The sequence below is a fragment of the Gemmatimonas sp. genome, from assembly GCF_046594945.1.
Classification (GTDB): Bacteria; Gemmatimonadota; Gemmatimonadetes; order Gemmatimonadales; family Gemmatimonadaceae; genus Gemmatimonas.
In genome coordinates, this window is record NZ_JBKJRB010000070.1 from 115,129 (window position 1) to 127,046 (window position 11,918).

Here is an 11,918-nt window from a genome sequence, read left to right on the forward strand (position 1 = left end):
GCTCAGGCGTCACTCAGGCGTCACTTCCGGCGACGCCGGTGAGCACGTCGGTGGTGACGTGGCCGACGTGGAGGGCGGGCGTGAACGCGGGCGTGCGCAGGGCGAGGGCCGCGCGATGGGCGGCTTCCGTACCCTCGTCAGCGCCGAGCCGCTTGAGCACGCGCATGCCGAGTGATCGCAATGTGTCAAAGACGCCGGGGCCGTGGAGCGCGTCGCCGGCAAACTCGGGAACGCCGCGGAAGTTCAACGCCACCGACAGCTCCGCCACACTGGCGGCCAGCGACGCCGGCAGATCCTGCTTGTTGTACTGCATCACGATGGGCAAGTCACGTGCGTCGATCCCATGCTCGGCAAGATTCGCGTGCAGGTCCTGCAGACTCTCGAGGTTGTCGTCCCAACGATGGCGCTGGCTGTCTGCCACGAATGTGATGCCGTCGGCTCCCTGCAACACCAGCTGCCGGATAGCGCGGTAATACGGTTGTCCTGGGACCGTATAGAGCTGAAAGCGGACGCGATACGCCCCGACGGTGCCGAGGTCGACGGGGAGGTAGTCGAAAAAGAGCGTGCGATCGCGACGCGTGGCCAGCGACGTGAGCTCACCGACCTGCGCGCCCGGCAACGCCGAGTGCAGGTAGGTAAGATTCGTCGTCTTGCCAGACCGTCCCGGCCCGTAGTACACCAACTTGCAGGTGATCAGCCGTGTGGCATGATCGACAATGGGCATACGCCCGCTCCTGTTCTCGCCGCCGGTGTCTGCCACGCCCGAAGGTCGCGACACCACCGCATGTCTCCTACGCCGTTACGGATGCAGCAGCGCGTGCAACCGGGCCGTGAGTGCAATCGCTTCGCGCACGCGACCAGCGTTCGCGAACGGCTCCGGTAACCGAAGGGCGGCGTTCCAGTGCGTCATCGCGTCCGCAAAGTCACCACGCCGGGCCGCTTCGTCACCGAGCCGGCACAACGAGTTGGCATCGGCGCGCGCTGCGATTCCGGCCGTCTCCCCTCGTGGCAAGGACGGTTCAGCGGCCTGCGAGGCAACCGGAGGCGACGCCATCCACGGGGTGCGTCGACGCGGGAATCCCTCGGGAGAAATGACCCCCAGTTCAACCGGATCGAAGAGCGAATCATCATCGGGCCAGCCCGACCCATCATCGGGCGGTGCCGACGAATGTCGCGTATGATGCGCCGTCGGTATCCAGAGATCGCCGGCGATCTCGTGACCTTCCGGGGCGGGGATCGCCGCCATCGCGGGTGGCGTGGGATTCTGACGCGGCGCCACCGGCCCTTCGCTCAGGACCAACAGCCCGGCCTCGATCAGGCCGTGCACCTGCTCCGCCACCTCCAGCAGGTCGCGACCGAGCGATTCGGCCAACAGCAACAGGTCACGCTGGCCATCGACCCGGGTGAGAATCTCCCACTGGACCGGTGCCAGACGCAGGAGTGGCAGCTGCTGCGGCTCAACGTCGACAAACGCCGGCACGACGCGCGAATGCGGCACGCGATCCTCGATCCGCGCCCACACCTCCGCCCGTTGCGCGGCTTCCATAAGCAGCGGCTCGATCGCCAGACGGATTGCGGCGTTGGTCGGCGCCTGGTCGTCGGCGGGTGCGAAGCGGAACGCGCCGTCACGCCAGAGCAACAGGTCGAGCATGACCGCTTCAACGTCCCGGGCTTCGTCCGCCGTCCGCGCCCGCAGCGCCGCGGCCGCCGCAGACGCGTTCCACGTGGCAGCGTTCACCACGCTGCCGTGCTGAAAATGGACGGCCGCGTGTCGCCCCTGGAGCGCGGCCTCGAGATGCAACACCCCTGACTTCCGGCTCAGCGCGAGCAGTTGCAACAGCTCAGCCAAGCCGAGGTCGCGAAGACGGCCCTCCAGGCTCATCGCGCGCTCGCGCGACACGCCGTCATGTGACACGGTGTCATGCGACACGGTGTCATGCGACACGCGCCGGGTCGCTGGGCGCCCCGCTGCCGTAGACGGCATGCGACACCGCGTGCCGGGCGCGCTGGACGAAGGCATCCATGTCGGTGGATTGCGCGAGACCGGCCCAACAGGCCAGCGCGTCTCGGGTGCGTGACTGCTGTGCGAGCAGCACGCCATCGAACCAGCGTGCTCCGGTACACTCCGGGTCATGACGCAGCACGCGATCCACCACGATGCGGGCATCGGCGAGACGCTCCTCGCCCACGAGCACTTCGATCAGGAGCTGAAGGGCTTCGATATCGGTAGGGCGGCGTTTGAGTACATCCACCAGAATCCAGCGCGCGTCGGCATAGCGCCGCGCATCGCGGTGCACGCGCGCGAGCTCGAGCACGGCATCTCGCCAGTTCGGAACAGCCGACAGCGCGGCTACCAGCTCGAGTCGCGCGGCGAGCAGATCACCGCGCTCACGCAGCATGCGGGCGATCGCCACGCGCGCCGTGGGACGCGCCGGATCGTGCGCCAAAGCGCGACGATAGAAGCCAAGTGCCAACGCGTCATCGTGCAACTTCATGGCTGCGTCGCCGGCGAAATGCAGCAGGGCGGCACTGGTCACGTCCTGACGCAGCAATCGCAGCATGGCCGTTCGCGCCGTTTCCGCACTCGCCGGATCGCGGTCCGCATCGGAGGCGGCCGCGAACGCGAATAGTGCCAACACCTCCGGATGATGCGGCCACACCGCACCGGCCCGCTTGAGTTGCGGGAGCGCCTCGACACCGCGACCCAACAGACACAACGACCGTGCTTCGCCCACGGTAGCGCGCTGCCACAGGAGCTGCACCGGAGGCGCCATCTCTACCACCGACGTCGTATCGACCGCGACGCGTGCCCGCACATACCGCTCGAGGGCCTCGCCGTGCACCGTGCGCGCCGCAAAGCCATCGGCGGCGTCGCAGTCGCAGGCGGCGGCCACGATTGCCGTCGCGATCGCCGTCGTCACCGTTGCGTGGCTGCCTGGCGCTGCGTGGGACACGGCAGCCAGTTCGCGGTACTGCTCCGGAAGCAACGCGACGAGGTCATCACTGGGCAGCACGACGCCACGCAGTGGCGACCCGCCGCGGATGGTCAGCAGCTCGAGCGCGCCCACCGCATCGGGACATTCGCGCTGCACGTCGATCGCCACCGAGAGGCGTGCTTCGGTGCGTACCGGCGCGTACTTGAGCGCCTGCTCTGTTTCGCGCGTCGCGCCATCGGCATCACCGAGGCGCTCAAGGACGCGGGCTAGCCCGAAGCGGGCCTCGGCGTGCGACGGCCGACACTCGATCGCCGTAAGAAAGGCGTCGCGCGCGTCCTCCGTGCGTTCCAGCAGCTGCAACACGGTGCCCATGACCTGCCACGACTCCGCATCGCGCGGATGGAAGGCCACCAGTTCGCGCAACAGCGTGAAGGCGGCCAACGGATCGCGCTGTCCGGCGAGCCAGCGCGCCAGATTGAGGCGCGCAACGATCAGCGTGGGATCGAGGTCGGAAGCGCGCAGGAACGACTCGCGCGCCGCCTGGTGATCGCCGAGATCGTCGAGCGCGACGCCGAGATTGTTGTAGGCCAACGCATGGCGCGGATCGAGGCGCAGCGCGCGGCGGTAGCTATCGGCGGCCGCGTGCACATCTCCCGACTGATGCATCGCCACGCCATGCTCGTTCCACAGGCGAGGCTGCTCCTGCAGCGTCAGCAGCGCTTCGTAGCGCACGCGCGCGTCGTCGAATCGACCGGCGATCAGATCGAGTTCACCAAGCGCGTGCTCGGCCATGCGCGCGTCTTCGCCACCGGCGAGGGACCGCTCAAACTCACGTCTGGCTTCATCGAAATAGCCGCGCTGCCGAAAGGCGAGCCCGAGACCGTAGCGGGCGAGCGCGCCTTCGGGCTCCACGCGCAGCATGTCATTCACCGACGATGGATCGAGCGCCACTGGTGCCCCGGCGAGGGCCCCCGATTCAAGCGAGAGATCGATCTGCGCGGTGGATAGCGTGGGATTCAGCTGCGCCGCCAGCCGTGCGGAGGCAATCGCCGCCTCGTGACGTCCCATGTCGCCCAGCACGAACCCGCGCAGCAAGTGCGCGTCGGCACAGTGAGCCTGGTGGGCCAGCAGCAGATCGAGGCACTCCAGCGCCTGCTCATTCTGCCCGCGCTGATACAGCACTTCCGCGAGGTGCAAGCGGGCGTCGGTGTCGGCCCCGCCCACATTCACGGCACGCTCGAACCAGCGTTGTGCACGCCGGAGATCGCCGGCGCGTTGTTCGATCAGTCCCCGCTCGAAAAGCGCCAACGCATCGTCAGGGTCGTCGGCAATCAAGGCGTCCAGTTGACGGATCGCCGCGTCGCCGCGGCCGATCAGTCGCGAAAGTCGCGCGCGTTCAAGGGCCGCCACGCGATCATCGGGATTCGCGGCCACGCGCCCATCGAGCACGGCCATGCGCGCATCACACGCGCCCGGCTGCGCGGCTGCGATTTCGAGGTTGCGCGCGGCAGTCCGCATTCGCGCGTCGATCGCCAGCGCGCGCAGAAACGCATCGACGGCCTCGGCGTGCAATCCGCGCGCGTGATACAGGACCCCGAGGTTGTTGAACGCGCCGGGATCCTGCTGGTCGACGCGCTCGATCAGCGCACGCAGCAGGTCCACGTCGCGACCGGCCGACATGACGGACGACATGAGCGGAGCGGTCCCGACGTTCAGGCGAGCCGCAGCGCGCGGAGCATCACCTGCAACGAGGCGGGATCGGGGAGCAGCAGGAAGAAGCCGCGCAGCGTCTGCTGCATCTCCATGAGCTGAAACTCGCTTTCGACGCAGAGAATCGCATCGGGATCGGGCGCGAACTCGCCGATTGCACTGGTCAGCACCGCCGTGGACATGTCGATCACCAAACTCGGCGGCGACGGCAGGAGCAGCATACCGAGGAAGTCGCTGAGCGCGTTCATGTACGCACCGCTCAGGATATTTCCGGCTTCCTTGATCGCCGATGTTTCAAGTTCACTGAAGGCCGTGGATGATCCGACCGGCCGACGGAGCATCAGCTCGGCCAGTCGCATTACCGTCGGCTTGGGAAACACGAGCATCGTACGACCACTGAGGTCGCCGAGCATGTGCATCAGGACGGCCGCCACTGGCTCTTCTTCTGGCCTGAACTGCGACGGCAGCTCTTCCATGCTGGCGACCGTGATGTTCGGCACCTTGATCATGATCGTGCTGCCGGTCATTTGCGACAATGCCGTAGCGGCGTGACCCGCGCCGATGTTGGCCGTTTCACGCAGTGCATCGAGCTGGATGGTCTTGAGAGACCGGATCGCCGACATGGTCAAGTCACCTTCGGTCACGAGTCATCTTCACTTCGTCATGCCACACTACTCACATCGACGATGAGCGCGGGGCTCCCGTCACCGAGCACGGTAGCGCCGCTGAACCAGGTGCGAGCACCGCGGACGGAATCCAACGGCTTCACCACAATGTCCTGCTGGGCCAGCAGGGCGTCCACCAACAGCGCCGTTCTCCGTCCCGCCACCTCGACGATCGCGACATGGCGTACGCCGTCCGGATCGGCCGCGGCGGCCGCCAGGGGGTCATCCTCGAAGCGCTGTTGCAGGGCCACCAGCGGCACCGTCTCGTCCCGCACGGTGATGGTAAGCGCGCCCGTACGACGGGAGGCGCCGTTGAATTCGAGCACCTCCGTCACGTGCGCGGCAGGAATCGCGTACGTATCACCGCCCACCTGCACCAGCAGGGCGCGCATGATCGCGAGCGTGAGGGGCAGCCGCATCGTGAACACGGTGCCTTCGCCGGTGATCGTCTCGAGGTCGATCTGTCCGCCGAGCGCGCGCACGCGCGTGTTCACAACATCCACGCCGACGCCTCGTCCGGAAATCGACGTCACCGACTTGGCGGTGGAGAATCCGGGATGCGCCAGCAGCGGAAACAGCACCTCGTCGGCCAGCGTGGTGACCGTGTCGTCGACCAGCCCCTGCTCCCGGGCACGACGCAACACCACGTCGCGATCGATACCGCGCCCGTCGTCTTGCACCTGAATCACCACGGCGGCCCGATCACGCGCCGCGCGTAGAATCAATTCGCCGCTGGCTGGTTTTCCGGCGGCACGACGGGTGTCCGCGTCTTCGAAGCCGTGATCGAGGGCGTTGCGCAGCAGGTGCATGATCGGATCGCCGATCGCATCGAGTAGCGAGCGGTCGAGTTCGATCTCGCGGCCTTCCATCGTAAAGTGCACGTCCTTGCCCAGATCGCGAGCGATGTCACGGACCAACCGCGGAAAGCGATCGAAGACCTGCGCCACCGGGAGCATGCGCGCCTGCAGCACTTCATCCTGAAGCGTGGCCACCAGACGCGCCGTGTCAGCCGCCGCGCGCACGACGGTGCGATCAGGATGCTCCGACTGCTCGATGGCGCGTAACAATCGGTCGCGCGTGATCACCAACTCGCCGACCAGGTCCAGCAGCGTATCGAGCCGGCGCGCATCGAGACGCACCGTGCGCGGCGCGTCACTTACGCGGGCGCTCCCCTGCGCTGGCGTGGGCGTGGCAAGCTTCACGATCACGCGTGCCACGTCACCCGCGCTCTGCGCCGCCGTGGTTATCTCGTCGTCGGAGGCAGCGGCGTGCAGCGTGAGCTGGAAGACGCCGTCGAAGAGATCATCCGGCCAACGCTCTTGTGCAGGCTCGGTGCCGCGCACAGTACCCAACGCCCGCAGCTTGGCCAGCACGATCATGGCGCGCACGCCCTTGAGCGGGCAATCGGCAGTGAGTCGCACATGCACTCGTCGGGCCGTGCCGAACGCACCACTCAGCACGTTGCTAGTAGCGGCTGGCGGGCCACTGCGGGCATCACCATGTGCGTCACCATGTGCGTCACCATGTGCGTCACCATGTGTGTCAACCGCGGCCGACGGCGTCGCTCCAACCGCCGATGCCACTTCAAGTTGTTGCACAAACGCGCGCATGGCCGACGTGGGCTCGGTGCGCCCGCTCGGCACGGCATCGACGGCGGCGCGCAGCAGCTCGGTGCCGTCGAAGAGCAGCGCCAGGACGTCGCCACTGAGCGCTTCCTCAGCACTGCGCAACGGCTCACAACGGCTCTCGAGTGCGTGCGACAGCAGCTCGACCGCGACATAGCCCATCGCGGCCGCCATTCCCTTGATCGTGTGCACCCCGCGAAAGACCGTCGCGAGGTGCGCGCCAGTCGCAGCGGTGGTCGCGTGCCCGTCCTCACGCTCCAGCGCCAGCAACGCATCATCGACTTCCGTGAGATGTTCGCGCGATTCACTCAGGAACAACGCGGCATACGGGGCGGCGTCCATGGCGTTCAGCTCGAGGCGTGCGACCGCGACGACTTATGCGGCGAGGACGCGATTCACGGCTTCGAGAACACGGCTCGGCTGGAACGGCTTCACCACGAAGTCTTTCGCGCCGGCCTGAATGGCTTCGACCACGAGTGCCTGCTGTCCCATCGCGCTGCACATGAGAATCTTCGCGCCAGGATCGAGTTTCGTGATCTCTCGGACCGCATCGATCCCGCCCATGTCAGGCATTACAATGTCCATCGTGACGAGGTCGGGACGGAGCTGCTGATAGCGCTCCACCGCTTGCACACCTGTTTCCGCTTCTCCGATGATCTCGAAGCCCGCCTGCGTGAGGATGTCCCCCACCATGGTGCGCATGAAGATCGCGTCGTCGCAAATGAGTACCGTTCGGCTCACCGTTCCCTCTCGTCGGCTGAATGCAGGTGCCGCGCGCAGAGCGCCACGGCGTCCAGCGGCACGATGCGGTCGAGGGCGGACGAGAGCTCGTGTTGGGACTCGAGCGACGCATCCAGCACGCGGACATCGTGCACGGCATGCACGGCGAGCCCGATGAGGCGCGATCCGTACTCGAGGAGGACGACCGACCCTGCCGTGACGCCACGCTCTCCCGAAAGGAGGGCCTGAAGGTCCAGCACTGTAACGATTGCGCCCCGCACGTTGACGATACCGCGAAGCACGGGCGGACTACCCGGCACGCGGCGCAGCGTGGCGCTCCGAATCACCTCACGGACCTGTTCGACCGGAATGCCAAAGGCATCCCGGTCGACCGAGACAACCAGCACCCGTGGGCGCTGCTCGTCGCCGTCGTCGTGGTTAGTCGAGGGCGTCGTCGTGATCGTCCGGCTTGTGCCCGGGGAGGACTTCGTCGGTTTTGTAGAACCCGAAGACATCGAGCGGATCCTGGTGCGTGGCGAGTTCCGGCATGAGGCTGACAACGGACAGTGACTGGCGCAAGTCCGCCGGCAGCGGCGAACGCAGGTCGACCGGCGCACCCGTGATCGGATGACGGAAGCGCAGCCAAGCCGCGTGCAAGAAGTGCCGCTTGCCTGGCAACTCCACCAACCGCCGACCGCCGCCTCCCCCGTACGTATCGTCACCCACCACCGGATGACCGATCGACGCCAAATGGACACGAATCTGATGCGTCCGACCGCTATGCAGGTGGGCGCGGAGCAGATCCGCCGAGTCGAAGCGACCGAGGCGCACGAAGTCGGTTCGCGACATCCGTCCATCAGGGACGATCGTCATCTTGGTTCGGTCCCGTGGATCGCGCCCAATCGGCTTCTCCACCGTGATGTTATCGGTGGACAGGTGGCCCCAACAGAGCGCCACGTACCGTCGCGTCACCTTGCGCGCCGCCAAGGCGGCGCTGAGCGAGCGATGGGCCACGTCGGTCTTGGCCACGATCAACAGCCCCGACGTATCCTTGTCCAGACGGTGCACCAATCCCGCGCGCTCCTCACTGCCACCGTCAGCCAACGGCTCGCCGCGGCCGATCAGCGCGTTCACCAGCGTGCCCGTCCAGTTGCCGGGTGCTGGATGGACGACCATGCCGGCGGCTTTGTCGACCACCAGCAGATACTCGTCTTCGTAGATGATATCGAGCGGAATGTTTTCGGGGACGATGTCCCGTCCCGGCGGCGGCGGAATTACCACATGCAGTCGGTCACCCGCCTCGCTGCGATACGAGGCCTTCTCCGCCTTGCCGTTAACCGTCACTTGCCCGGTGGCGATCAGCGTAGCCGCCTGGGTCCGCGACAACTCACAGCGGCGCGCCACGAGCAGGTCGAGCCGGTCACCCGCGTCGCCACTGTCGTCGGTGACCTGAAAATCGTGCACGGCTCCCGACGCGGGCTCCGAAGGGGTTCCCGAGCGGGCGCCGAACGACGCGTTCACGAGACCGCCGTTTGTTGTGCTTTGTCCAACTGCCACAATGCGATCACGAGACAACCTGCTCCGATAGTAACGGCAGTGTCGGCTACGTTGAACGTCCAGAAGCGGACGTCGCCGAAGCCGATGTCGATGAAATCCACGACGCCGTCTCGCAGCCGAATGCGATCGAGCAGGTTGCCGATGGCTCCTCCGACCACCACCGGCACGCCAAACGCGGCGAACCGTGAGATCCGGGTGAGGTCGGCCGTGGCGCGAATCAGCACCACGACAATCACGACGCTGAGCGCCGCAAATATCCAGCGTGACGCAGGACCGAGGTGCATGCCAAAGGCCGCCCCCGGGTTGTAGGCGAGCGTGAACCGCACCACGTCACCAAGAATCCGATGTGGAATATGGCGTGGAGCGAGATACTCCACGGCCAGCGCCTTCGAAATCGCGTCGGCGGCGGTGATGAGCAGCACCAGGATCCAGAAACGAGGGGTGGCCGACGCAGCCGGTATGTCGTTGACGACGGCCGACGCGGTGGCACTCCGGGTCGGATGTGTCATCGCGAGCGGTCGGCGGATTCAGTCGACGCGAGAGTCGTCGATCGCGCGGCGTTCTGGGCGGCCGCCTCGGCCGCCGCGGCGGCCGCCGTTTCGCGTTTCTCTTCTCCCCACAGCACGAGCGCCAGCAGAAACGCGCCGCTGCTGACTGCCATGTCCGCCACGTTGAACGTGGGCCAGCGATGCGCCCCGAAACCGATGTCGATGAAGTCGACGACGCCCAGATCAGACCGGATCCGGTCGATGACGTTGCCGAGTGCGCCCGCGGCCACGAGGGACACGGCGAGCGCTTTGCGCCGATCGTTTTGCGCCGTCTGCTGATAGAGTCGCCACAAGATTACGATCGCGCCGCATGTGAGCGCCATAAAAATCCAGCGCGAGTAGGTTCCCAGATGCAGTCCGAAGGCGGCACCTGGGTTGTACACGAGTGCGAACCGGAACCAGTTCCCGAATACCGGATTGGCCCCGCCGGCGGGCGCGAGTGTCGCGACCGCCACAGCCTTGGTAATCAGGTCGAGGACGAGCACAACGAGGAGGACGGGAACTGCAACGATAGCCTTCACATCAACCCTTTTTCGCGTCTTCCTCACGCTGTTTGCACGCAAAGCAGTATCGCGCATGCGGCAACGCGTCGAGTCGCTCGAACGCGATGTCATCCCCACATTGGTGACACTTGCCAAAGGTCTCCGGAGACTTGTACAGGCGGCGCAGGGCCTGATCGATGTGGAACAGGAAGCGCCCTTCCTGCGATGCAAACAGGAACGCTTTCTCGCGCTCCATAGCGTCAGTGCCCTGGTCCGCCATATGGAAAGAGTAGGCACTGGTGTCGCCATCGGCGTCGCCGTTGGGTCCGAAGGCTTCCCCGTGGTGCCCGAGTTCCTTCAGCACGCGCTTGCGCTCTTCAAGCAACCGCTTCTCGAAGTGCTGCAACTGCTTCTTCGGCATCGGCTTCGACTTCTTCGTATCCTTCGCGGCGTTGGATCCAGCCATTACGACCCTTCCTTGGTGAGCGCGAGGCGGATCGAACGTCCATCGACGTCCACCACCTGCGTCGCGGTCCACGTGGAACCGTTGCCATCTGCATGGAACGGCGAGCCAGCCTCCGTGCCGAGCACCAATCGCACGGCGAGCACCTCGTCAGCGATGCGGCCACGGTGCGTGGCCACAGCGCCCTCCAGCTCCTCATCGCCGGCGATTGCCACCGCGATGCGGTCACTCACATCCAACTGCGCTTCCTTCCGGAGGCGCTGCACTCTGCTAATCACTTCGCGTGCCAAACCTTCGGCCCGGAGCTCGGGCGAGATCGACGCGTCGAGTGCCACCCCGTAGCCGCCGTTCTCCTGAACCACGGCGGCACCCGAGGCGCGGCGGATTATGGCGACGTCGTCCGGGGCAATCAAGCGCGGCATCCCCTCCACCTCGATCGTGACGGATTCGCCACCAGCCAGCTTGCGGATGAGCTCGACTGCCATCGTTGGCACGACGGCGGCCACCAGCGGCGTGTCCTTGCCAAACTTCTTGCCGAGGGTGCGGAAATTGCCCTTCACCTCCAGCGACACCAGGGAGTCGGTGGAGCTCACAAACTCCACCAGCTTCACATTGATCTCAGAGGCCAGCAGCGCGGCCAGTTCGGACGCCGGACCAGGGTTCCCCGGCACGACGCATTGCACCGACGGCAGCGGTTGACGCACGTTCACAGCGGCCACGTCGCGGGCAGCACGGGCGAGGCCCGCCAAGGTCCGAATGTCTTCCATCGCGGACTCGAGTGTGTCGTCAACCGGCGTAGGATTCGGCCGAGTGTACGACGCCAAGTGTACCGATGTTCCGGTCAGGGCGCGGTGGACGGCATCGGTCATGAACGGCGCGAACGGGGCCAGCAACCGGCAGGTAACCGCCAGCACTTCGTGCAGCGTGGCAAACGCCGCCCGATTATCGGCGCTGTCGATGTCGTAGAAGCGGGCGCGCGACTGACGCACGTACCACTTGGAGACGTCGTCGTCCATGAACTGCATCACGCGACGTGCTGCCAAGGTGGCGTCGTAGTTGTTGAGATGCTGATCGACTTCCGCTTCCACCCGCGTGAGACGCGACAGGATCCAGCGATCCAGCGCTGGACGGTCGGCCACCGCCGGATCGGTCGCGCTTGGGCTCCATCCGAAGTTTGCGTACTGCGCAAAGATGCCGTTGTAGACGTTGCGG

At 66.2% G+C, this 11,918-nt stretch carries 12 protein-coding genes; all 12 read right to left on the reverse strand.

Translation table 11 applies throughout. The annotated features are described in order from the left end of the window. Positions 1–13 precede the first annotated feature (13 nt). Complete coding sequence (locus tag ACLL97_RS08060) at positions 14–724, reverse strand: GTP-binding protein (protein WP_411279957.1); 711 nt, start codon at positions 722–724, stop codon at positions 14–16. Positions 725–799: 75 nt separating this feature from the next. Next, positions 800–1,945 (reverse strand): DUF4388 domain-containing protein, encoded by a 1,146-nt coding sequence (locus ACLL97_RS08065; protein WP_411279958.1) that lies wholly within the window; start codon positions 1,943–1,945, stop codon positions 800–802. Next, positions 1,935–4,628, reverse strand: coding sequence for a tetratricopeptide repeat protein (locus tag ACLL97_RS08070; RefSeq protein ID WP_411279959.1), 2,694 nt, complete (start codon positions 4,626–4,628; stop codon positions 1,935–1,937). The genes ACLL97_RS08065 and ACLL97_RS08070 overlap by 11 nt, the downstream gene beginning before the upstream one ends. 20 nt (positions 4,629–4,648) lie before the next feature. Then, positions 4,649–5,269, reverse strand: a complete 621-nt coding sequence (locus tag ACLL97_RS08075; RefSeq protein ID WP_411279960.1) for a chemotaxis protein CheC — start codon at positions 5,267–5,269, stop codon at positions 4,649–4,651. A gap of 38 nt (positions 5,270–5,307) precedes the next feature. Further along, positions 5,308–7,278, reverse strand: a complete 1,971-nt coding sequence (locus ACLL97_RS08080) for a chemotaxis protein CheW (RefSeq protein WP_411279961.1) — start codon at positions 7,276–7,278, stop codon at positions 5,308–5,310. Positions 7,279–7,311: 33 nt separating this feature from the next. Further along, positions 7,312–7,677, reverse strand: coding sequence for a response regulator (locus ACLL97_RS08085; RefSeq protein ID WP_373062089.1), 366 nt, complete (start codon positions 7,675–7,677; stop codon positions 7,312–7,314). After that, on the reverse strand, positions 7,674–8,063 hold the full coding sequence (locus tag ACLL97_RS08090) for a chemotaxis protein CheW (RefSeq protein WP_411279962.1): 390 nt from the start codon (positions 8,061–8,063) through the stop codon (positions 7,674–7,676). Before ACLL97_RS08090 ends, ACLL97_RS08085 begins: the two co-directional genes overlap by 4 nt. 31 nt (positions 8,064–8,094) lie before the next feature. Further along, on the reverse strand, positions 8,095–9,120 hold the full coding sequence (locus ACLL97_RS08095) for an RluA family pseudouridine synthase (RefSeq protein ID WP_411279963.1): 1,026 nt from the start codon (positions 9,118–9,120) through the stop codon (positions 8,095–8,097). A gap of 53 nt (positions 9,121–9,173) precedes the next feature. Beyond that, positions 9,174–9,722, reverse strand: a complete 549-nt coding sequence (gene lspA, locus ACLL97_RS08100) for a signal peptidase II (protein ID WP_411279964.1) — start codon at positions 9,720–9,722, stop codon at positions 9,174–9,176. Beyond that, positions 9,719–10,375, reverse strand: a complete 657-nt coding sequence (gene lspA / locus ACLL97_RS08105; RefSeq protein ID WP_411279965.1) for a signal peptidase II — start codon at positions 10,373–10,375, stop codon at positions 9,719–9,721. The genes lspA (ACLL97_RS08100) and lspA (ACLL97_RS08105) overlap by 4 nt, the downstream gene beginning before the upstream one ends. Continuing rightward, positions 10,284–10,709, reverse strand: a complete 426-nt coding sequence (locus ACLL97_RS08110; RefSeq protein WP_411279966.1) for a TraR/DksA family transcriptional regulator — start codon at positions 10,707–10,709, stop codon at positions 10,284–10,286. Before ACLL97_RS08110 ends, lspA (ACLL97_RS08105) begins: the two co-directional genes overlap by 92 nt. Then, positions 10,709–11,918, reverse strand: a 1,210-nt coding sequence (locus ACLL97_RS08115) for a DUF5915 domain-containing protein (protein ID WP_411279967.1), incomplete at its 5' end; no start/stop codon positions are given. The genes ACLL97_RS08115 and ACLL97_RS08110, both read right to left, overlap by 1 nt.

Bases quoted from the DNA above. Each gene is read 5' to 3' on its own strand.
- lspA (WP_411279964.1), bottom strand. From the start codon at position 9,722: ATGACACATCCGACCCGGAGTGCCACCGCGTCGGCCGTCGTCAACGAC.
- ACLL97_RS08080 (WP_411279961.1), bottom strand. From the start codon at position 7,278: ATGGACGCCGCCCCGTATGCCGCGTTGTTCCTGAGTGAATCGCGCGAA.
- ACLL97_RS08060 (WP_411279957.1), bottom strand. From the start codon at position 724: ATGCCCATTGTCGATCATGCCACACGGCTGATCACCTGCAAGTTGGTG.
- ACLL97_RS08075 (WP_411279960.1), bottom strand. From the start codon at position 5,269: ATGTCGGCGATCCGGTCTCTCAAGACCATCCAGCTCGATGCACTGCGT.
- ACLL97_RS08070 (WP_411279959.1), bottom strand. From the start codon at position 4,628: ATGTCGTCCGTCATGTCGGCCGGTCGCGACGTGGACCTGCTGCGTGCG.
- ACLL97_RS08110 (WP_411279966.1), bottom strand. From the start codon at position 10,709: ATGGCTGGATCCAACGCCGCGAAGGATACGAAGAAGTCGAAGCCGATG.
- lspA (WP_411279965.1), bottom strand. From the start codon at position 10,375: ATGACATCGCGTTCGAGCGACTCGACGCGTTGCCGCATGCGCGATACT.